Annotated in this window: 18 protein-coding genes; 5 read left to right on the forward strand and 13 right to left on the reverse strand. The window is 57.5% G+C overall.

Features of this window, described 5'->3' with window-relative positions:
• The first annotated feature begins 14 nt into the window (after nucleotides 1-14).
• A complete protein-coding gene (locus LC059_RS04460; protein ID WP_226702612.1) occupies nucleotides 15-1,022 on the forward strand; it encodes a tryptophan--tRNA ligase in 1,008 nt (335 codons plus the stop codon).
• A 51-nt stretch (nucleotides 1,023-1,073) separates the two neighbouring features.
• On the opposite strand, the gene LC059_RS04465 is transcribed toward LC059_RS04460, so the two are convergent.
• The 5 genes from LC059_RS04465 to LC059_RS04485 all read right to left on the reverse strand — a co-directional run bounded on the left by LC059_RS04465 (nucleotide 1,074) and on the right by LC059_RS04485 (nucleotide 4,543).
• Nucleotides 1,074-2,072 (reverse strand): mechanosensitive ion channel family protein, encoded by a 999-nt coding sequence (locus tag LC059_RS04465; RefSeq protein ID WP_226702613.1) that lies wholly within the window; start codon nucleotides 2,070-2,072, stop codon nucleotides 1,074-1,076.
• A gap of 7 nt (nucleotides 2,073-2,079) precedes the next feature.
• Complete coding sequence (locus tag LC059_RS04470; protein ID WP_226702614.1) at nucleotides 2,080-2,547, reverse strand: hypothetical protein; 468 nt, start codon at nucleotides 2,545-2,547, stop codon at nucleotides 2,080-2,082.
• Between the two features lie 56 nt (nucleotides 2,548-2,603).
• Nucleotides 2,604-3,398 carry an esterase/lipase family protein gene (locus tag LC059_RS04475; protein WP_226702615.1) on the reverse strand — a complete coding sequence of 265 codons (795 nt, stop codon included), beginning with the start codon at nucleotides 3,396-3,398 and terminating at the stop codon, nucleotides 2,604-2,606.
• A 47-nt stretch (nucleotides 3,399-3,445) separates the two neighbouring features.
• Entirely contained in the window at nucleotides 3,446-3,868 is a 423-nt protein-coding gene (locus tag LC059_RS04480) for a hypothetical protein (protein WP_226702616.1), read from the reverse strand.
• Between the two features lie 129 nt (nucleotides 3,869-3,997).
• Nucleotides 3,998-4,543, reverse strand: a complete 546-nt coding sequence (locus LC059_RS04485; RefSeq protein WP_226702617.1) for a PH domain-containing protein — start codon at nucleotides 4,541-4,543, stop codon at nucleotides 3,998-4,000.
• A gap of 147 nt (nucleotides 4,544-4,690) precedes the next feature.
• Here LC059_RS04485 and gndA point away from each other — a divergent pair, with 147 nt between their 5' ends.
• Nucleotides 4,691-6,223: an NADP-dependent phosphogluconate dehydrogenase gene (gene gndA, locus LC059_RS04490; protein ID WP_226702618.1), complete on the forward strand. Its 1,533-nt coding sequence runs from the start codon at nucleotides 4,691-4,693 to the stop codon at nucleotides 6,221-6,223.
• A 63-nt stretch (nucleotides 6,224-6,286) separates the two neighbouring features.
• Here gndA and LC059_RS04495 read toward each other — a convergent pair whose 3' ends face one another.
• The 7 genes from LC059_RS04495 to LC059_RS04525 all read right to left on the reverse strand — a co-directional run bounded on the left by LC059_RS04495 (nucleotide 6,287) and on the right by LC059_RS04525 (nucleotide 13,218).
• Complete coding sequence (locus LC059_RS04495) at nucleotides 6,287-6,796, reverse strand: DUF4136 domain-containing protein (protein ID WP_226702619.1); 510 nt, start codon at nucleotides 6,794-6,796, stop codon at nucleotides 6,287-6,289.
• A 115-nt stretch (nucleotides 6,797-6,911) separates the two neighbouring features.
• On the reverse strand, nucleotides 6,912-7,904 hold the full coding sequence (gene rdgC / locus LC059_RS04500; protein WP_226702620.1) for a recombination-associated protein RdgC: 993 nt from the start codon (nucleotides 7,902-7,904) through the stop codon (nucleotides 6,912-6,914).
• A gap of 132 nt (nucleotides 7,905-8,036) precedes the next feature.
• On the reverse strand, nucleotides 8,037-8,348 hold the full coding sequence (locus tag LC059_RS04505) for a YceK/YidQ family lipoprotein (RefSeq protein ID WP_226702621.1): 312 nt from the start codon (nucleotides 8,346-8,348) through the stop codon (nucleotides 8,037-8,039).
• 57 nt (nucleotides 8,349-8,405) lie between these two features.
• Nucleotides 8,406-9,053 carry an HAD hydrolase-like protein gene (locus LC059_RS04510; RefSeq protein ID WP_226702622.1) on the reverse strand — a complete coding sequence of 216 codons (648 nt, stop codon included), beginning with the start codon at nucleotides 9,051-9,053 and terminating at the stop codon, nucleotides 8,406-8,408.
• Between the two features lie 24 nt (nucleotides 9,054-9,077).
• The gene (ybaK, locus tag LC059_RS04515) at nucleotides 9,078-9,545 is read right to left on the reverse strand and encodes a Cys-tRNA(Pro) deacylase (protein WP_226702623.1); all 468 of its coding nucleotides are present in this window, start codon (nucleotides 9,543-9,545) and stop codon (nucleotides 9,078-9,080) included.
• A 109-nt stretch (nucleotides 9,546-9,654) separates the two neighbouring features.
• Nucleotides 9,655-11,127, reverse strand: a complete 1,473-nt coding sequence (locus LC059_RS04520; RefSeq protein ID WP_226702624.1) for an aminoacyl-histidine dipeptidase — start codon at nucleotides 11,125-11,127, stop codon at nucleotides 9,655-9,657.
• Between the two features lie 111 nt (nucleotides 11,128-11,238).
• Complete coding sequence (locus LC059_RS04525) at nucleotides 11,239-13,218, reverse strand: VacB/RNase II family 3'-5' exoribonuclease (protein ID WP_226702625.1); 1,980 nt, start codon at nucleotides 13,216-13,218, stop codon at nucleotides 11,239-11,241.
• Between the two features lie 374 nt (nucleotides 13,219-13,592).
• On the opposite strand from LC059_RS04525, the gene LC059_RS04530 reads away from it, so the two are divergent.
• From LC059_RS04530 to LC059_RS04540, 3 genes are all read left to right on the forward strand, one after another.
• Complete coding sequence (locus tag LC059_RS04530) at nucleotides 13,593-14,681, forward strand: Glu/Leu/Phe/Val dehydrogenase dimerization domain-containing protein (RefSeq protein WP_226702626.1); 1,089 nt, start codon at nucleotides 13,593-13,595, stop codon at nucleotides 14,679-14,681.
• A gap of 200 nt (nucleotides 14,682-14,881) precedes the next feature.
• Nucleotides 14,882-17,740 carry a M16 family metallopeptidase gene (locus LC059_RS04535; RefSeq protein ID WP_226702627.1) on the forward strand — a complete coding sequence of 953 codons (2,859 nt, stop codon included), beginning with the start codon at nucleotides 14,882-14,884 and terminating at the stop codon, nucleotides 17,738-17,740.
• A 205-nt stretch (nucleotides 17,741-17,945) separates the two neighbouring features.
• On the forward strand, nucleotides 17,946-19,268 hold the full coding sequence (locus LC059_RS04540; RefSeq protein ID WP_226702628.1) for a metal-dependent hydrolase family protein: 1,323 nt from the start codon (nucleotides 17,946-17,948) through the stop codon (nucleotides 19,266-19,268).
• An 82-nt stretch (nucleotides 19,269-19,350) separates the two neighbouring features.
• Here LC059_RS04540 and LC059_RS04545 read toward each other — a convergent pair whose 3' ends face one another.
• On the reverse strand, nucleotides 19,351-20,070 hold the full coding sequence (locus LC059_RS04545) for an SIMPL domain-containing protein (RefSeq protein ID WP_226702629.1): 720 nt from the start codon (nucleotides 20,068-20,070) through the stop codon (nucleotides 19,351-19,353).
• Nucleotides 20,071-20,210: the final 140 nt, after the last annotated feature.

Consider the following 20,210-nt stretch of genomic DNA (forward strand, 5'->3'; position numbering starts at 1 on the left):
AAATTCTAGGATTTATGAGCAAGCAGCGCGTACTTACCGGTATCACGACCACCGGTACTCCTCACCTGGGCAACTATGTGGGCGCCATTCGCCCGGCCATCGCCGCCAGTCAGGAAGAAAACAACCAGTCTTTCTATTTTCTGGCGGATTACCACGCGCTGATCAAGTGCCAGGATCCGGAGCAGGTACACCAGTCCACCCTCGAGATTGCTGCCACCTGGCTAGCCCTGGGCCTGAACACCGACAATGTAGTCTTCTACCGCCAGTCGGATATTGTCGAGATTCCCGAGTTGACCTGGCTGCTTACCTGCCAGACCGCCAAGGGTCTGATGAATCGTGCCCACGCTTATAAGGCGGCGGTGGACGCCAACCGCGACGATGGCCAGGATTCCGATTTTGGTATCAACATGGGCCTCTACAGCTATCCGATTCTGATGGCCGCGGACATATTGATGTTCAATGCCAACAAGGTGCCGGTGGGCAAAGACCAGATCCAGCATATTGAAATGGCCCGGGATATCGCCGCGCGTTTCAATCACCACTACGGTGAGCACTTTGCCCTGCCGGAAGCGGTGGTGGATGAGCACGTATCGGTCTTGCAGGGCCTGGACGGGCGCAAGATGAGTAAGAGCTACGGCAATACCATTCCGCTGTTCCTGCCGGAAAAGAAACTGAAGAAGCACATCAACAAGATCAAGACCAACCTGCTGGAGCCGGGCGAGCCGAAAGACCCGGATACCTCCACCGTATTCCAGATCTGGCAGGCATTCTCCACCCCTGAGCAGACCGCCGAGATGCGCAAGGCGTTTGAAGAGGGAATCGCCTGGGGTGAAGCCAAGAAGCAGCTGTTTGAACTGATCAATGGCCAGATCGGTGAGGCGCGGGAGCGCTATGAAGCGCTGCTGGCAAACCCGGCGCAAATCGAAGTGGAGCTGGAGAAGGGTGCCGAAAAGGCGCGAACCTATTCCCGGCCTTTCCTGGCGAAACTGCGCGAGGCGGTTGGTATTCGCAAGATCGGTTGATTGCCCGCACTAATCAGTGAGCCAGCGTTCTGAGCCCGCCATCTGGTGGGCTCAGTCGTTTTTACCCTTCGGCTTTCTCGGCCCTGCTGGCGAGCCTTCTCGCTGCGCATCCTGTTTCTGATCAGATCCATCCGTCTGGTCGTGGAACAGGTGCACCTGGGTTTCAAATGGCATATCGATACCCGCGTCATCCAGCGCTTCTTTCACAGACTGAATCACTTTGGCGCGCACATGGGTCGCCTCTGTCTGTTCACTGCTGGTCCACCAGCGTGCGCGAATACTTACCCAGCTGGCGGCCAGGTCCCAGGGCAGGGCCTCAGGGGCGGGGTCCGTCATAACGCCTTCCACGCGCGTGACCGCTTCTCGGATAACGTCACACGCCTGATCGATGTTATCGCTGTAGCCGATGCCAATTTCATAGTCGCTGCGGCGACTGGTGTGGGCCGTTTTTACCAGTACCGCGTTGGTATAGATGTCACTGTTGGGCATGACCACGCGCTGGCCGTCGTAGGTGTCGATCAATGTTGCGCGGGTCTCGATGCGATGCACCGTACCCTCGAAATCGGCGACCTTGATCTGGTCGCCAATCTCAAAGGGCTGGCGAACGAGGATCAGTAAACCCGCCAACCAGTTCTGTAGAATATCCTTGAAGGCAAAACCGATCGCCACAGAACTGACGCCGAGACCGGCGATCAGATCGCCAGGTTTCAGGCTTGGCATCACGATTGTGGCGGCGAGCAGAAAGCCTACGAGCACCACGCACCACTTGACCAGACTTCCGAGCACTTCTCCCAGATTTGGCCTGTTTCTGCGCTGCAGGTGCCTGCGCACCAGAAAGCGAGCAACACTGCCCAGAATAAACGCCACCAACAGCACGACAAGGGCGACAGTGAAGTTCGGGATCAGTCGGATGGCGCTATCTACCCAGCTGTCCACCTGATCGATTGCGGCACTATAGTCCGCCGAGATTTCGCTGGCCTTATCGGTCTGGTTACTTTGGGAATCGTTGCCTTGCATCATGTCCGCCACATTCAGTGCGCTCTGCTTCAAGCAGGGGTCAGCCCGGATCACTCAGCCGGATGTCCAGCGCAAAGTCTGCACTTTCCCCATTTTTGGCCGCGCCTTTTAACAGGTAGACCAGCACCCGGTAGGTGCCATCTCGCGGCAAGGTAATGGAAAAACGCGCGTGCTGGCCGTGACCGCGATGCAGGGCCCGGGGGGCCGCGGGTGCGGTTATGCGGTATCCCGCCTGGGTGTTGCTGCTGTGAAGATCCAGCTGTAGGGATTGCCCGGTTCTCGCGTCGATCAGGTACTCGATGGCCTGGTGACCATTGATGGTGGCGGTGACACGTGCGCTTTGACTGTGCTGTACCTTGTGACCTCCGGGTGCTGGGGCATCTCTGTGGAGTTCAATCTTTTGCTGCTGGGTCTGGGTATGTTCCCGCGCGGCGACAGGCCCGCTTAATAGCAGCGAAATTAACAGCGAAAGGAGAAGGGGAATGAAAAGCCAATTGGATCTCTGCACTGGTAGCCCTGGAGACAGCGAAGCCGGGCCACCAGTGTAGTTTCGCAGCGCGCGGATCAGTCGCCGGCAGTTGCTTCCATATTCCGCTTGAAGCGGCCGTGCTGCAGATAGTGAATGACTTGTGCGATGACCTTCTGGTCTTTCATCATGAAAACATGGGTCACCGGCATTTCCAGGTGATCCCGCATTCCCTCAAGGCGGGTGCGCTCCACGGTGACCTTGCCGTCATCGGTGCCAGGGAGCATTTGGGAGAGGATCGGGTTGATGCTTCTGGTACCTGCGATAATACCCAGGTCAAAGTGGGCGGCGCCCAGCTTGTTGGGCACACTCATTTTTCCGCTGCCGAGCTGCAGGCCGGCATCGCCGTATAGAAAATGAAAACCCGGAAAACTGCCCAGCTTGTCCACGACCTCGCTGCCCTGGTTAGGCGGGCCGAGCATGACTACGCGACCGAGATTTTCCACGGTTACCTGGCTAAGGTACTGGCGCACCAGGATGCCGCCCATGGAATGGGTTACAAAGTGCACCCGATCCGGTATCTCAGCAGTGCCGGGGCTGTTGCGGGCGCAGTTGTCCAGCGCGGGCGCAATTGCCGGGCCTGCCAGGCGCTCGATGGGGAAGTCTGTCGACGGATAGTCGACATTGACCGTAACAAACCCGGCTTTAGCGACCGCTTTCTCAAGCTTTTTCATGGACCCGTCGGACTTGGCGAGGCCGTGCAACAAGATCACGCAATCTGCAGCCTGCGCCGGTGTGGCAAGTGTTGTAAAGACTGCAATAACGAGTGAGCCGATTATCCCGGGCATTGAAGAAAACCGCAGGGTGCGCAGAGTATCTGTCCTATCCATCATGATGGGTATCGATCCTTGTCTAAAGCAAAGCCCCGATTGTAACCGCTTTAATCGTTGTCGATATCGACACTGAGCTTGAAATTGGCCGACTCGTTGCGCCGCGCAGCACTGCGCATCATATAGACCTGAATCGTGTAGGTACCGCTGTCCGGCAAGGTGGTGGCGAATTGGCTTCCGCTGGTGGAGCCGATAAAGATCGCCGCGTCGCCGGGCCCGCTACCTGGCGCGTACACATTGAAATAGGTGGCGGAATGGCTCGTGGAGAGCTTCACCTTCATATGCTGGCCAGCCTTGGCGGTCACCTTGTAATTGACCGTGTTGTAGCCGGTGATACTACTGGTCACCGCGGTACCCGTCGCGCCCTTGGCGAACCGCAGGGTTTCGGTGCGGGATTCATCGCCCCAGGCGAGGGCGCTCATCAAGGCGAAAATAGTACAGCCCAGCAGGTTCCCAATAGTGATGTGTCTCATCTGCCCTCCCATGGGTTGCGACGAATAGTGTGCCCCGAATAAACAGCGTTGCGCGGAAAAAGGTCTACAGTAAAACTGAGTGTAGTTCAGCGCCACGACAGTACAGGGCAAGCCCGTGGGAAGGGGGGGTTATCCCTGAGCTGACGCTTTCTCGGCGCCTGCGGGACGGCAGGTCCTGGTAACTTGCTCCACAAATCCCCTTGGGTCGTCAGGGGTCACCACCAGAGTCTTTGCCGGCATGCGGATGACGACGGTGTGTGAGAAGTCTGTGGCGAACGCCCGGTAACGGCCAAGCTTCTGGTTTCGGAAGAGTCCAATGAATCCGAACAGGCCGCCATTGCCGAATATCCGGATTGAGCCCTGGGTTGCATCCGGTTGGTGGAGCACAGACTGGACATCCGTCAGCGGCAGCCGAGTACGCCAGCCCGGCCGGAAAACGACAAGGCCATTTTTTTCCAGCGCATAGCCGCGCACAGAGAACAGCGCGCACAGCAGGAACAGGGCGGGAGGCAGCCAGATCCCGATCTGGTAGGTCAGTGGCGGGTGTTCGGGTGCCCTCGCTAAAAGGACTCCGCTGATGCCGAACAGAATGACGCCGCAAAGGGCGGTAATCAGCACAAGCTGGCGTCCCCAGGGAGCGGAAAATTTGTGATGTGTAGCTTGCTGGGCGGCCATAGAGCAGGTCCGAGGGGTTGATCGTGAAACCCGGATTGTAAACTCTGGCGGCAGTGTGAGAAATACAGGGCATTCCGCCTCCCGGCGGGGCCGCCGGATTGATATACTCCGCGCGCTTCAAGCTGTACTAATTTTCTGGAGACTTTAATGTCAGATTCCATGTCAGATGCACTTTGCGATATCGGTTTTATTGGCGCGGGTGTCATGGGGAAAAACCTGATTCTCAACCTCGTCGACAACGGATACCGCGTGTGCGCCTTTGACCTGGACCACGGTCGCTTGGACGCTCTGTTGGCGCAGGACGCCAAAGAACGTGGCGATCAACCACCGCGAGTGGAAGTGTGCAATTCCTACACCGAATTGCTGGCAAGGGTAAAAGCGCCGCACCTGGTGATTCTTTCCGTGCCCGCTGGCGCGCCCGTGGATGACGTGTGCAACAAGCTGTTGGACGCAGGCCTGCAGGCAGACGACATAGTGGTCGATACCGGCAACAGTCTTTGGACGGACTCTGTCGAGCGCTGCAAGCGCTACGAGGGCAAGTTGATTTTCTTCACCACCGCGGTTTCCGGTGGTGAGGTGGGGGCGCGTTTCGGGCCGTCATTGATGCCAAGCGGTGACCGTTACGCCTGGGCGCGGATCGAGCCGGTCTGGCATGCCATTGCCGCCAAGGTGGACCCCGCGAGCGGCCAGCCTATCGAGCGATTTGAGCCCGGCAATCCGGTAAAAGAGGGAGAGCCCTGCGCCGCCTACATTGGCCCCATCGGCTCCGGCCACTTTGTGAAGATGGTGCATAACGGTATCGAATACGCCGATATGCAGATGATCTGCGAAGTGTATGACGTTATGCGCAGCGCGCTGGAAATGACGCCGCAGGAGATTGCCGACGTGTTCCGCGAGTGGAACAAGGGTGTACTGAACAGCTATTTGATCGATATCAGCGCCGAGGTACTGGATACCACAGATTCTGAAACCGGTGAGCCGCTGGTGGATGTGATTCTCGACCGCGCGGGCCAGAAGGGCACCGGCCTGTGGACAGCGGTGGGTGCATTGCAGGTCGGGTGCCCGACACCAAGTATTGCCGAAGCCGTGTTTGCCCGCTCCCTTTCTACCCGAAAGGTACTGCGCACCCGCGCCGCGAAAAAGCTGGTGGGTCCGGAAGTGGCGCCGGTTCCTGAGGACAAGCGTGAAGAAGTTATTGCGCAGCTGCACGATGCGCTCTACTGCGCCAAGATCTGTGTATACGCGCAGGGTTTTGACCTGATGAAGCTCGCAGCCCGAGAGCAGGGGTGGGAGCTGAATTTTGCCGAAATCGCCCGTATCTGGCGTGCTGGCTGTATCATCCGCGCGGTGTTCCTGCAGTCAATTAGTGATGCTTACGAGCGGGACACCAAGCTTTCAAACCTGTTACTGGATGATTTCTTTATCGAGCAGATTGCCAGCCACCAGGGCAACTGGCGTCGGGCAGTGGCCGATGCGACGATTGGCGGTATCCCGGTACCTGCACTGTCGTCGGCACTCAGCTACTACGATGCTTTCCGTCGTGAGTCACTGCCGGCAAATCTGCTGCAGGCGCAGCGGGATTTCTTTGGGGCGCACACTTTCTCCCGTATCGATAAACCGGAGCAGCAAAAATTCCATGTGCACTGGAGTGAAGCCGGGCGACCGATGAAAAAAATCTGAAAAAATGGCCGCAGTTTGCGGCCATTTTTTTGCCCTGATTTCTTGGCGGAGCGATGCTGCGGATTACCGCGCACGCATTGGGAAACTGCGAAATGCCTCAATCACCGCGCGGTCCATGGTTCGTTCCGGATTGTTCAGCATCTGGCGGGTGATTGGTGTGTTTACGTAGCCTTGCCACACCAGACTCTTCTGTCGCGCATCCACAAGGTCAATAAACAGGTGTCCTTCCGTAGAGGACTGACTGACGCGGGCGTGAGGGGCCCTTGCCGGCATTTGAAAAGCCGCGGGATTTGCGCGTACCTGCACGTTCACGAGCAGGTCGGGGTTGCTGCTTGGCATCAGGCCTCGGGACATCAGCTGTTGGGAAACTTCATTCTGCGCCAGTGACACCGCGCGGCCATTGCTGCCGGTAACCGGTGCGAAGCCGAAGGTCCGGTACTGGCTGAGTGTGGTTGCTGCAGCGCTATCTGTTGCCGGGCCGGTGCAACCCGTGATCGTGACTGAGACCGCGAGAGAGCCGGCCACGGACAGCGCCAGTAGCGCAGAGGCAGTAAAGGGTTTCCAGTGTTTCATAAGCCAACCCCGAAACGTCGGTAGTGATTACCGACACCAGCTTAGTTTCGGGATGGCGTAAAAACATGGCTGGAACCCGCGGGTCAAATCGGGCTTGGGGTTGTCTATTCCGGTCTTATTCTACTTCTGCCACTTCCGATGCCAGCTGCTGCTCGCTGTCGGCGCGGGAAGCGCGGGCGACGATCTCATCGACACTGGCAGTATCCATGTTGAGTCCGCCGAAGGCCGCCAGCAGGTCTTTGAGCAAGGCGGAAATCTCCAGGGTCATGACCGAAAATTCGATATCAAAGCGCTGGGCGGCGTTATCGGCATCGACATTGTCGGCTTTCTCGGTCACCTCATCGCTGAATTTCAGGCGCTTGATAGACAGCTGGTCGTCCACCATTAGCTCCACGCCATCGCGCCATACCAGCCCGAGTTTGTGTACCTGCATACCCGCCAGCAGGTGGTTGTGAATCTCTTCTGCACACAGATCCTGATTCTTGCATCGGATCACACTGCCGGACTCCTGCGGGTCGCGCAGTTCACACTCGTGGCCGAACTCGAAATTGGCCGGGGCTTCCGGGGCGGTCAGCCAGTGGGTCATGGACTGTTGGGGAATATTCTTTGCCGCCAGCGGTACTACCGAGAGACTGCTGATTGCTTCGCGCAGATTTTCCAGCAGTTCCTCCGCCGCCTTGGCGGATGAGGCGTTGACCACAATCCAGCCGTCTTTGGGGTCAATATAGGCAAACTGCAGGCGCGAGCGGGCGAAAGCCTTGGGGCGCATTTCCAGCAGCACCTCATCTTTCAGGTTTTGCCGCTCCTTGCGACCCACGCTGCGGGCTTCCTTCTCGGCGATGGCGAGAGCCATTTCCTCGACCTTTTCGTTGACCACCGCGGCAGGGATGACCTTTTCCTGCTTCTTGGCGCATACCATCAGGTAACCGTTGGCGGCGTGTACCAGCTCGCTGCCGTGGCGCCCCAGCGGGGGTACCCAGCCATAGCGCGCCATATCCTGGCTGCCGCAGGGAACAAAAGTGTCCGGCTCCAGGAGTTCGTTCAGTTTTTCAGCAGAGAGAGTGAATTCTCGGGTGAGGCGGTAGACGCGAAGGTTTTTAAACCACATACAGCAGGCCAATCGTCGGGTTGAAAATTTGGCCGCGCATTATGCGATGTATGTACTGAGGGAACCAGTCAAAGTCGGGACTGATGGTCCGGGATCAGTTTCACGCGGCCGCGCATTAATTGTTTGAAAATTCTACAGGTCCAGGCTGCCTTCCTGACTTTGCGCATATACGGTGTAGGGCAATGCGACGGTGTCTGTTGCTGCTGAAAACACACTGTCCATCAGATAGATACCGACCATTGGGAGGAAGTACACGGAGTTCCCATTGGAATTGAGTTTGCACATATTGTAGGCAACACCGCTGTACACTCTCGGCACGCTGACACAGCCGGAATTCTGTTTTTTAAGGTTGCTGGCGATCTCCGCATCGGAGTTGGTCAACGTGGTAAAGGTGCCGCAGCCGGACAACAGGCTCAATGAGAGTAGGGGTATGATCTTTTTCATGAAAGTTTCCGCTTATTGATTTTTCTTTGAAAACTGAGGCGAGTGTCTATGTGCGGGTCACCTTGCCCCAAAAATATTCAGGATTTCCGTCGGCTGCGAAAACAGGTAGGTCGGGGAATGTTCATCCAGTTCTTCCCTGGAGCCGTACCCCCACAACACGCCAGCACTGGGCAGGTTGTTTTTTGCGGCGGCGGACAGGTCGAAATGCCGGTCTCCGATCATCAGTGCTTGCGACGATATTCTATTGCTCTCCAGCAAACCTTGTAATTGTTGCCACTTGGCGATTCCCACATCGCCACCGCTGACAAATTCGAAATAGTGGAGCAGCTCGAAGCGCTCGAGGATACGCTCCGCGAAATCGGCGCGCTTGGAGGTGCATACCCCAAGGCGGATTCCTTTGATATTACGGAGGCTTGCGAGGGTGTCGGCAATGCCGGGATAAAGCCTGTTTTCCGCATAGCCAGTTTCCCCGTAGTACTCCCGGTATTTGTCCACCAGGGCGCGGATGTGCGCACTGTCTTTCGAATCGGTGAGCTGGCCCAGAGTCACTTCCAGAGGCGGGCCTATATGTGGGGTGAGTTCTGCTGCCGGGCGAGGCTCGTAATCGTGCGCGACCAACGCATGGTTCATGGAGTTCACAAAGCCATCGGCGGGATCACTCAGGGTTCCGTCGAGGTCGAACAGCAGCCATTCAAACTTGGGCATAGGCATCCTTTTGGTTACTGGCCATTACTGACAAAGTTCGGCCATTATTCCCTTGGTCAGTGAGAGCAGATCATTGGGAGAAAGTTCAATTTCCAGGCCACGACGGCCGGCGCTGACGAACAGCGTTTCCAATCCGCTTGCAGAATTGTGTAGAAAAGTGGGCAACAGCTTTTTTTGCCCCAGCGGACTGACCCCGCCCAGGACATATCCCGAAGACCGTTCCACATCCTTTTTGTCGGCCATCTCGGCCTTTTTTGCCCTCGCTGCGCTGGCAACACGCTTCATGTTGAGCTGGGGTTCCACCGGAATGATAGCCACCGCGAGCTGCCTGTTGTCGAGTCGGACTACCAGAGTCTTGAATACCCGTGCAGGGTCCAGCTTTAACTTCTCTGCGGCCTCCAGACCGTAGGATTCCGCTGAGGGATCGTGGCTGTACTCGTGAATTCGATAGTGAATCCCGGTCTTTTTCGCTTGATTGATTGCGGGGGTCATGGCTCTGCCGGTAGGTTATGTTGCCGCCATTCTGTCTTGATTGGGAGAATAATACAAAAGCCCGGCGCTGAGGCCGGGCTTGGTAATAGACAGTTAAGGGGGAAGCGAATTACTGCTGGGGAATCGCAGCCACGACCTTCAGGAAGTAATCCCAAAAATTGCCCACGCTTTCGATATGTACCCGCTCCTCCGGGGAGTGCGCACGGCGGATGGTGGGGCCGAAGGAGACCATGTCCCAGTTGGGGTAGGGCTTGGCGAGCAGTCCGCACTCCAGGCCTGCGTGGATGACTTTCACTTCCGGCTCTTTGCCTTCCATATCCTTGTATACGTCTTTCATCAGTGCCAGCAGTGGCGACTGCATATTGGGCGTCCAGCCGGGGTAGGCATTGTCCAGAGAGGTGTCCGCCCCAGCGAGTGCGAAGGCGGCGGCGACGTTCAGACCGTGCTGGTCGCGGGCGCTGTCGGAGAGGCTGCGCACCAGGCACTGAATGCGCACCTGGCTATTGCCGCTTTCGGTGGCTTCGGTCACCACACGGGCGAGGTTGTTGGAGGTGTCCGCAATACCCTCCAGTGCGGTACTCATGCGTTCCACACCGTTCGGGCAAGCGCGCAGGGCAAGAACCAGTTTGCGCTGGGATTCTTTATCCAGAACGCTGTCTGGCGCGTCGCATTCCTCGAGAGTGATATCCAGCTTGGCTTCATTGTCGAGCTCTGCCTTGATGACTGTAATAGTCTGCAGAGCAATTTCCTGGAGCCGCGCGGACTCTTCTGCGGGCACGGTAATTGTGCTGAACGATTCCCGCGGAATGGCGTTGCGCAGGCTGCCACCGTCGAGACTGGCAATGCGCAGTTCAGGAATTTCTGTCTGTGCGACGTCGATCACCCGGTTGGCAATCTTGTTGGCATTGCCACGCCCCTTGTCGATATCCAGGCCTGAGTGGCCGCCGCGCAGGCCGCGCACGCTCAATTTGAACGCCTTGTGTCCGGCGGGAACCGGTTCTGCGGTGTAGGGCAGGGCAACGTTTACGTCGACGCCGCCGGCACAGCCCACATACAGTTCGCCCTCGTCTTCTGTATCCAGGTTCAGAAGCAGGTCTGCTTCAAAGTGGCCCGGTTGCAGATTTTTGGCTCCGGTCATGCCCGCTTCTTCGTCGATGGTGAGCAGCGCTTCCAAAGCTGGGTGCGGAATATCGGTGGATTCGAACAGTGCCAGGATGGCGGCGACACCGATGCCGTTGTCGGCACCCAGGGTAGTACCTTCCGCTGTTATCCATTCGCCATCCACGTATGGCTTGATGGAGTCGGTCAGAAAATCGTGGTCGGTGTCGGCATTTTTCTGCGGCACCATGTCCACATGGCTTTGCATGGCCAGAATCTTGCGATCCTCCATACCAGCCGTTGCGGGCTTTTTGAGAATGATATTGCCGATCTGATCCAGCTTGACGTCGAGACCTCGGTTCTTGGCGAAGTCGACGATGTAGGCTACCACCTGGTCCTCGTGTTTTGACGGGCGCGGGATTTCACACAACTTTGCGAAGTGCTTCCACAGTGGTGCCGGGTTCAGTTCTGCAATGGTCGACATGGATTTTCCTTGTTGCTGGGCCGTGTGTTGGAGGCCGGTGGCGGCCGCGGGCTTTTGGCCCGCGGCTGGAAGTTTAGTCTTTGGAAAAGGAGTGAGGGCGCGTGTTGCTTATTACTCGGCGGAAGGCGCTTCGGCAGCATGTGCTTCGGTGGTTGGTGCTTCGGTAATTAGCTCAAACGCGATACGGCGCTTGTCGGTATCGACCGCGGCGATTTTCACGGTTACCTGCTGATCCAGCTGGAAGTTTTCTTCACCGCGGGTAATACGCAGGCGCTTGCCATCAAATTCAAACGGGTTCTTCTTACTGTTGAAGCGCACGAAACCGTTGATGCCGAAGTCATCCAGGCGTACCCCGATACCCGCACCGTTTACCAAAGTGATGGTGCCGGTAAAGGTTTCGCCGGTCTTGTCTTCCAGGAACTGACAGAACAGCCATTGTTGCAGTGCGCGGTCTGCCTGACGGCCGGTGCCGACATTCTGCTGCATAGCCTCACCTTGCTCATCGTCCAGGACTGGAACCGCTTCACCCTGCAGTGCGGCACGCAGCACCCGGTGGTTGTGCAGGTCGTTGAACTTGCGGATCGGGGAGGTGACGGTGGCGTAGTGGTCGAGACCGAGTCCCAGGTGCGGAGCGGCTTTGGTACTCAATTCGCCGGGGCGCAACATGCGCTTTAGCACCGCCAGGACATTGTGCATCTCTGCATCGGTGTGGGCTTCCAGTTCTTTGACCAGCTTCAGGTAAACGTCCAGTTGGTGCAGGTCCTGTTCCGCGTATTCGGGCAGTGCCTCTTTCAACAGAGTCCGGATTTCCGCCATGCGCTCGTCGCGGAAGCCGAGGTGAACGGAGAAACAGCCTCCACCGAGTTCGGCGAGCTTTTTACCGGCGCTGATGTTGGCCGCAAGCATGGCTTCTTCCACCATGCGCTGTGCCGGGGTGCGCTGCTGCTTTTCGATACGCTCGATCTTGCGCTGCTCGTTAAGGATCAGATCGTAGTCCGGACGGTCTTCCATCACCAGAGAGTGGCCCGCGCGGTATTCGGCACGCGCTTTGCTCAGGGCATCCAGGCGGCGCAGGCTGTCGTGCTGGTCGGCAGGCACGGCGCTGTCATCGCCTTCGATAAATTGTGCAACCTGGGTGTAGCTGAGTTTGTGCTGGGAGCGGATAGCGGCGAACTCGTATTCAAAACCCTTCAGGGCGCCGTCACTACCTACATTGATATGCATCACCAGTACCGGACGCAGTGCCCCGGCGATCAGCGAGAAGCTGTTTTCACAAAGATTCGCAGGCAGCATGGGCAGGGTTTCACCGGCCAGGTAAACACTGTTGGCCCGGGCCTGGGCTTCCTTGTCGAGTGCTGAGCCGGCTTCGATAAGGCTGGAGGGGTCGGCCACGGCGATATGCAGGGTCCAACCGCTTTCAGACTCGGTAACCGCCAGTGCGTCATCCATATCCCGGGTGGTTTCCGCATCGATGGTCACAAAGCCCAACTGGGTCAGGTCATTACGCTCGGCACAGAGTGCCTCCAATTGAGCGGGAATGGCTTCCGCCTGTTCCAGTGCAGCCTTGCCGAACTGATTCGGCAGTCGGTACTGGGCCACTATAAAGGCGTGTTCGATGCCGGCCATGTCCGGCTTGCCGATGACGCTTTCTACCTTCGCCTGGGATTTGCCGTCCTTGAAGGGGTGGCGGGTCACGCTGCAGGCGATGAACTCGCCGGGCTGTGCCTTGCCACGTGCACGCGGAGGCAGGAAGATCCAGCGGGACAGGCCGTGCTCGCTGGGCTGGATAAAGTGCCCCTGGCCGCGCTGGACGTACTGGCCCACCAGGTATTTCAGGTCCGATTCGATCAGCTGATCCAGCTCCGCGGAGAGTTTGCCTTTCTCTTCTTCCGTCAGGCTTACGCGTACCCGGTCGCCGGGGAACACGCGCTCCATTTCCGCGGGCGGAAGGAACACTTCGCGCCCGTCGTCCAGCACCACAAATCCGAATTTGCCACTGCTGCCACGTACGCGCCCTTCGGCGAATTCCTTAGTAGAACGGATATCGGTCTTCAGCTGGTTCAGCTGTTTGAGGGCGTCGGCATTGAGCATGGAAGGTTCTCTGTAACTCGAGGGAGGTCTGTTAGGGCGCGGATTCTACCAGACGGACGGTGACAGGCCAGCGGGAGTCCGGGTGAAGCGGAAACACCCTGTTCGGGTTGGCGCCGACCTGTTGTAGCAGCTGCGGTCGCACAAAAAGTGACCAATGCGCCGATTCGGTTTTTGGGGAATTGTCCATCCTAAATATTTGGATATTATGGGATGTAAGGTGTGGTTTTTGGTCTAATGCTGCAAAGAATGCAATGTCCCTAAGTCGTAAGTCCCTTTATTCTTAGGGGCCTACAATAAAGCACGGTTGCGGACAGAGCTGACAAAGTCAGCCAAGTCTGGCGCCGCCGTAAAACCGGCCTCCGGAGAGGATTGTTATGAGTGTTTTTTCCCATCCCGCCTACGATAACCACGAAGAAGTGGCCTTCTATCACGACGCCAAAAGCGGCTTGAAGGCGATTATCGCGGTGCACAACACCAACCTGGGACCTGCACTGGGTGGCTGCCGTATGTGGCCTTACGCGGATGACTCAGAAGCGCTCAACGACGTACTGCGCCTCTCCCGTGGTATGACCTACAAATCTGCCATGGCCGGCCTCAAGCTCGGCGGTGGCAAATCCGTCATTATCGGCGACCCCCGCAAGCAGAAGACTCCTGAGCTGCTGCGTGCCATGGGCGACTTCCTGAACACCCTGGGCGGCCGCTATATCACCGCAGAAGACTCCGGCACCAGTGTTGCGGATATGAAAGTCATTGCCGAGCGCAGCAAGTTTGTATCCGGCGTGATTTCTGGCCAGGAGCACGGCGGTGACCCATCTCCCTCCACCGCTTATGGCGTATTTGTTGGCCTGCAGGCGGCCGTTGCGCACCGCTGGGGCCGCACCGACCTCAATGGCCTGAGGGTTTCCATTCAGGGCGTGGGCAATGTGGGCTTCCGTCTGGGCAAACTGCTGAAGGAAGCCGGTGCCGAGTTATTCGTAACCGATATCTTCCAGGACAACGTGGATCGCGCAGTAAGTGAGCTGGGCGCGACGGCGGTAGGCGCGGAAGAAATTTTCGACCTGGATGTGGATCTGTTTGCCCCCTGTGCGCTGGGCGCCATCCTCAACGACAACACCATTGACCGCCTGAAGGTGGGTGCCATCGCCGGTGCTTCCAACAACCAGTTGGCCGAGGCGCGCCACGCGCAGGTGCTGAAAGACAAAGGTATCCTGTATGCGCCGGACTATGTGATCAACGCCGGCGGCATTATTGATGTGTACTACCAGCAGCTGGGCCAGGAGCAGGGCGAATACAACGCCGAGCAGGTGAAAGCCCATATCGAAACCATTGGCACCACCATGCAGGAAGTTTTCCAGCGCGCGGACGAGACTGGTGAAACCACCGCCCATGTCGCGGACCGTATCGCTGAAGAGCGTTTCGGCCACAAAGACGCGCTGAATAATTCTGATTCTGCGGCGGCCTGAGAAGGCTGCCCGCCCAAAGGAGCTGTTTAGCTTCCATATATTTGATCGGTTCGTTTTCTGATCGTTTAGTTTTCCTCTGACGAAGTCATCGTCTCTCTGTGAAGTAATTTTCGGGCGCCACGGCGCCCGTTTTTTTTGCCTACACTTTGCTGCATTGTATGGGGCCAATAATCCGGTTAGGCGACACAGGATAAATGACGATGGATATGCGAACTGCCTGGAGGCCTGCCGGCCTGGTCATCATGTTGATGTTCGGGGGCGCAGCAGGGGGGCTGGTCGGGTGTGACCGGGATCAGGATTCGTCGCAGAGATCCGAAAATGTACACAAGGCTCTGACAGTCGACAGGGAAGCCGCTGCCAGCAGCAAGGCTGCCGCCAGTGGCAATGAGGCGTATGTCCCGGCGCCAAAAATTGAGCTGCCATTTCACAAGGAAAAACTCAAAAACGGCCTTACCGTGATCGTGCACGAGGATCGTAAGGCGCCCGTCGTCGCTATCAATATCTGGTACAAGGTGGGCTCCAAAGATGAGACCCGCGGCAAAACCGGATTTGCCCACCTGTTTGAGCACTTGATGTTCAATGGCTCGGAAAATTATCCGGGCGAATACTTCGAGCCCTTCCAGCGTTCCGGTGCCACAGACATGAATGGCACTACCAACAACGATCGCACCAATTACTTCGAAACCGTGCCCGTCGGTGCACTGGATATGGCGCTGTGGATGGAATCCGACCGTATGGGCCACTTCAAGGGTGCCATCAGTCAGGAGAAACTGGATGAGCAGCGTGGGGTGGTAAAAAACGAAAAACGGCAGGGAGAAAATGCCCCTTACGGTCAGGCATTTGAATTGATTGCTGGCAATACCTTTCCCTCCGATCATCCCTACTCGTGGACGACCATCGGCTCGATGGAAGACCTTGACCAAGCCAGTCTGGAAGACGTCAAGCAGTGGTTTAGCGACTACTACCAGCCGGCGAATGCGATTCTGGTTATTGCCGGGGATATTTCCGTCGATGAGGCTATGAAAAAGGCGCGGGAATACTTTGGCGATATTCCGAGCACTTCGGTGCCCACCGAGTTGAAGGGGTGGGAGCTACCCGTCCAGGTCAACAAGCGGCTGGTGACCACAGACCAGGTGCCGCAGGCGCGTATCTACAAAGTCTGGAGCGTGCCAGCTGTCGGCAGCGAGGAAGAGAACGCCCTGGATTTACTGACATCACTTTTGGCCAATCGCAAAAACTCTCTGCTGTATCGGCGCCTGGTGAGGGATGAGCAGGTGGCGACCAGTGTGAGTGCGTTTTACTACGGACGTCAGCTTGCCGGGCAGGTCATTGTGATGGTGGATGTAAAGCCTGGGCAGTCGGTAGAAAAAGTGGAACAGCTGCTGGACCAGGAGTTGCGGGAGTTCGCCCGTTCCGGCGTCAGTGTCGAGGAACTGCGCCGTATCAAACAGAGCGAGTTTGCCAGTTTGGTGAAGGGGCTGGAGAAAATCGGTGGCTTCGGTGGCAAGACGGACATTCTCGCGCGATCAGAGTTTTACTACGGCGACCCGGGTGCGTTGATCGACGGCCTCAACGACTATGCGAAAGTGTCCGCCGATGAGGTGCAGGATGTGGCGCACAAGTGGCTGAAGTCGGAACACTTCACCATGATCATCCTGCCAAAGGATAAGTATGCGGTGACTGGCGAGGATGTTGATCGCAGTGCGCCGCCTGCGGTGGATAAAACCGTCGAGCTGGATCTGCCGGAGCAACAGGCGTTCACCCTGGATAACGGCCTGAAGGTAGTCTTGGCCGAGCGTCACGATACCCCGGCGGTATTCATGAGCCTGCAGTACCGCAGTGGGGCCTCGGCGGACGGCGACCAGCCTGGGTTGGCATCGGTGGTCGCGCGGATGTTGAGTGAGGGGGCGGGGGACTACGACAGCCTTGCATTCAGTGCCCGCCAGGAGGAACTGGGTGCGAGCATCGCTGCTGGTAGTGGGCTCGATTACAACACCCTGAGTTTCAGTGCGCTTAAGAACCAGCTGAAGCCATCCCTGGAGCTGTTCCGGGATGTGATTTCCAACCCGCGGTTTGAAGAAGAGGATCTGGCGCGGGTGAAATCCAACTGGCTGGACTCTATCCGCCAGGAAGAGGCGCAGCCCCAGGGGCTGGCCATGCGCAAGTTGCCCCCCCTGCTGTTCGGCAAGGATCACCCCTACGGCGCACCGTTGACCGGTTCCGGCACACCCGAAGCCATCCAGTCGATCACGCGTGATGACCTGATCAATTTTCACAAGACCTGGCTGCGCCCGGACAATGCACAGTTGACCGTGGTCGGGGACGTGACCAAAAAGGAAATCCAAAAGCTGCTTAACGATACCCTGGGCGGCTGGCGTGCACCGGATGAACCGCTGCCGGAACTGGATATCCCCACGGTGGCGCGTCCCGAGAAAGCGCGTATTTTCCTGTTGGATCGCCCAGGCGCACAGCAGAGTTACATCATGGCGGGGTTGGTGATGCCGCCATGGAAGCCGGAAGGTGCCGAGGCTTTTGATGCGATGGCTTCTGCTATCGCTGGCAAGTTTACCTCGCGTATCAATATGAACCTGCGCGAAGACAAGCACTGGTCCTACGGCGCACGCGCGGTATCCATGGATTCGGAAGCGCAGCGTCCCTATATTGTTTTTGCTCCGGTGCAGACCGACAAAACTGCACCGGCAATGCGTGAGCTGCTGAAAGAGTTCAACGAGTATCTCGGCAAGCGGCCGATTAAAGACAGCGAACTCCAGGACTACCAGGATGACGAAGTGCTGAAGCAGAGTGCGCGTTTCCAGACCAAAGTGCAGCTGCTGTCCAGTATTGCCTGGCAACTGGAGAAGGGGCTGCCGCCCGAGTATATCGCTGAGTATCCGCAGCGCGTCAGTGCTTTGACCAAGGAACAGGTTGAGGCGGCCGCAAAAGAATTTCTCGCCCCTGAGCAGTTCACCTGGATAGTGGTGGGCGACCTGAGCAAGATTCAGAAGGAGATAGAGGCTTTGGATATTGGTCCGGTGGAGGTGCTGCCGTCTAAGCAATAACCAGAAGTTTTCATCTGGCACAAGCCTGGTCCGGGATAGGCGTTTTGAGCTGCCTATCGCGGACCGGGCTTTTTTTATAGCCCCCGAATACGGTAAATTGGAGCGTTTTGGCGCAGCGCTACTCTTTTAGCTGCCCACAGATATCGTCAGCCATACATAAAATCAGGGGCCTGCACAGCCTCAGTCATAACAAACTGGATATATCATGATCACACTCCAAAAATTGCTCCGGGACCGAAAGCGTGCCTGCCGCAACCTGCTGGGCCTGGCCCTGTATGTCTTTGCCGTGCTCGCCCAGGCCGAAAATGTTGCGGTGCAGGCGGGCTGGTTGTTTGACAGCGAAAAGGGACGCCTGCTGCAGAAGCGCACGGTGCATATTGTGGATGGCAAGGTAGAGTCGGTTGAGCGCGGCTTTACCCAGCGCGAAGGGGAGCGGGTGATTGACCTTCGCGCATTCAGCGTCCTGCCCGGCTTGATGGATATGCATACCCACCTGTCCTATGAGTTTGGGCCGCGCACTTACTCTGAGGCATTCACGTGGAATCCCGCAGATTACACACTGCGTGCGGTCAACACCGCAGAGCGTACATTGATGGCCGGGTTCACCACCGTACGGGATCTTGGGGATAGCGGTAACGTCACCATCAGCCTGCGTAATGCCATTAATCGTGGTGATATCGCCGGTCCCCGCGTGTTTACTGCGGGCAAGTCGATAGCGACCACCGGCGGGCACGCCGATCCCACCAATGGCCACCGTCACGACCTGATGGGCAGCCCGGGCCCGGCAGAGGGTGTGGTGAACGGCGAGGCCAGTGCCCGGGAAGCGGTGCGTCAGCGCTACAAAGATGGTGCCGACCTGATCAAGATCACCGCGACCGGCGGTGTTTTGAGCGTGGCGAAGAGCGGTCAGAATCCGCAGTTTATGGAAGATGAGCTAAGCGCCATCATGGCGACCGCAAAGGATTACGGTTTTACCGTCGCGGTGCACGCGCACGGTAAAGAAGGAATGGAAAGGGCCATCCGCGCGGGTGTCGACTCTATCGAGCATGGTACTTATATGGATGATGAAACCATGGCGATGATGGTCGACCACGGAACCTGGTATGTGCCGACGCTGCTAGCGGGTGACTGGGTTACTCGGAAATCGGCGGTAGAGGGCTTTTTCCCGGAAATGGTGCGCACCAAGGCGGCACAGATAGGCCCGCTGATCCAAGATACGTTCCAGCGCGCCCACAAAAAGGGGGTGAAGATCGCGTTCGGCACCGACACCGGTGTCAGTCGCCATGGCGATAATGCAAAAGAATTTGCGCTGATGGTGCAGGGCGGAATGCGTCCTGCGGATGCCATCCGCTCGGCGACTTGGAATGCGGCGCAGCTGCTCAATGCGCAGGATGAGCTGGGGAGTATCGCACCCGGCAAGCACGCCGATATGGTCGCGGTGATTGGTAATCCGCTGGAAGACATTACGACCCTTGAGCGGGTGCGATTTGTGATGAAGGGTGGGGTGGTCTACAAGCAGCCCGAATAACCGTTTCCACAAACAAAAATCCCGGCAGTTGCCGGGATTTTTGTTGATGAGCCTGTAGCTGGGAGTAAGTAGTTAGGAGGAATCAGTTTTCCAGCTCGAACACCAGCTCCATGTGGACGGAAACGCTGCTTTCTCCCGGAGCAATCGGCGTGCTGGCACTGTCTTTGGCCGCCGCCATCTCTGCCCGCATCATCGGCCGCGGTATGCCGCCATGGCTGCCTTCGGAAATGCTCACGATTCTGCGAACCTTGGTGCCCAGTGATTTTGCGTAGGACTCTGCGCGCGCCTGGGCCTGCTCCAGCGCTTTTTCGCGCGCCTCGGCCAACAGCGGCTCCGGTTCCGCAATGGAGAAACTGGGGCCGTGCAATTGGTTTGCGCCTTCGGATGTCAGTGCATCAATCACCTTGCTCAGCTCGTCCAGCTTGCGCACGGTGATGCTCACGGTGTTGCGCGCCTGATAGCCCACGATATTGCGCTCCCGGTTGGGCTGGTAATCGTAGCGCGGGTTCAGGCTGATACCGCTGGTCTGAACATCCTTGGCATCAATGCCGGCTTTCTCAATCGCCTTCATCAGTTTGTCCATCTGTTCTGCGTTGGCCCGCATGGCCTCCTTGCTGCTTTCAGCTTCGGTAACGACCCCGGTGGACAGGTTGGCGGTGTCCGGTGCCTGGCTCGCTTCCCCCTGTGCGGAGATGGAGATCAGTGTGCCCGCGGGGCGGTTATTATCGCTGCCGCAGCCCGCAGTGAATGCGACCAGCCCGGCCAGCAGGGTGGCGGAAAACAGTCTCAGGGTTCTTTGCATGGCGAATCCTTAATATTGCCAGAAGTTATTCATGATGAAGTGCTTCATGATTACGGTGTTCATTGTGATGCCGTGAAGATGAATATCCGATGAATGGCTGCGCGCGAAACTTTAATGAGAAACTCTGATGGTAAAGCAAA

Origin of the sequence: Microbulbifer elongatus, assembly GCF_020524885.1 — a bacterium.
Classification (GTDB): domain Bacteria; phylum Pseudomonadota; class Gammaproteobacteria; order Pseudomonadales; family Cellvibrionaceae; genus Microbulbifer; species Microbulbifer elongatus_A.

What these genes read in the sequence shown, in the direction of transcription:
- LC059_RS04530 (WP_226702626.1), top strand. Translation starts at nt 13,593, where the DNA reads ATGAGTGTTTTTTCCCATCCCGCCTACGATAACCACGAAGAAGTGGCC.
- LC059_RS04545 (WP_226702629.1), bottom strand. Translation starts at nt 20,070, where the DNA reads ATGCAAAGAACCCTGAGACTGTTTTCCGCCACCCTGCTGGCCGGGCTG.
- LC059_RS04525 (WP_226702625.1), bottom strand. Translation starts at nt 13,218, where the DNA reads ATGCTCAATGCCGACGCCCTCAAACAGCTGAACCAGCTGAAGACCGAT.
- LC059_RS04520 (WP_226702624.1), bottom strand. Translation starts at nt 11,127, where the DNA reads ATGTCGACCATTGCAGAACTGAACCCGGCACCACTGTGGAAGCACTTC.
- gndA (WP_226702618.1), top strand. Translation starts at nt 4,691, where the DNA reads ATGTCAGATTCCATGTCAGATGCACTTTGCGATATCGGTTTTATTGGC.
- LC059_RS04460 (WP_226702612.1), top strand. Translation starts at nt 15, where the DNA reads ATGAGCAAGCAGCGCGTACTTACCGGTATCACGACCACCGGTACTCCT.
- LC059_RS04485 (WP_226702617.1), bottom strand. Translation starts at nt 4,543, where the DNA reads ATGGCCGCCCAGCAAGCTACACATCACAAATTTTCCGCTCCCTGGGGA.
- LC059_RS04510 (WP_226702622.1), bottom strand. Translation starts at nt 9,053, where the DNA reads ATGCCCAAGTTTGAATGGCTGCTGTTCGACCTCGACGGAACCCTGAGT.
- LC059_RS04475 (WP_226702615.1), bottom strand. Translation starts at nt 3,398, where the DNA reads ATGATGGATAGGACAGATACTCTGCGCACCCTGCGGTTTTCTTCAATG.
- LC059_RS04535 (WP_226702627.1), top strand. Translation starts at nt 14,882, where the DNA reads ATGGATATGCGAACTGCCTGGAGGCCTGCCGGCCTGGTCATCATGTTG.
- ybaK (WP_226702623.1), bottom strand. Translation starts at nt 9,545, where the DNA reads ATGACCCCCGCAATCAATCAAGCGAAAAAGACCGGGATTCACTATCGA.
- LC059_RS04505 (WP_226702621.1), bottom strand. Translation starts at nt 8,348, where the DNA reads ATGAAAAAGATCATACCCCTACTCTCATTGAGCCTGTTGTCCGGCTGC.
- LC059_RS04495 (WP_226702619.1), bottom strand. Translation starts at nt 6,796, where the DNA reads ATGAAACACTGGAAACCCTTTACTGCCTCTGCGCTACTGGCGCTGTCC.
- LC059_RS04540 (WP_226702628.1), top strand. Translation starts at nt 17,946, where the DNA reads ATGATCACACTCCAAAAATTGCTCCGGGACCGAAAGCGTGCCTGCCGC.
- LC059_RS04480 (WP_226702616.1), bottom strand. Translation starts at nt 3,868, where the DNA reads ATGAGACACATCACTATTGGGAACCTGCTGGGCTGTACTATTTTCGCC.
- rdgC (WP_226702620.1), bottom strand. Translation starts at nt 7,904, where the DNA reads ATGTGGTTTAAAAACCTTCGCGTCTACCGCCTCACCCGAGAATTCACT.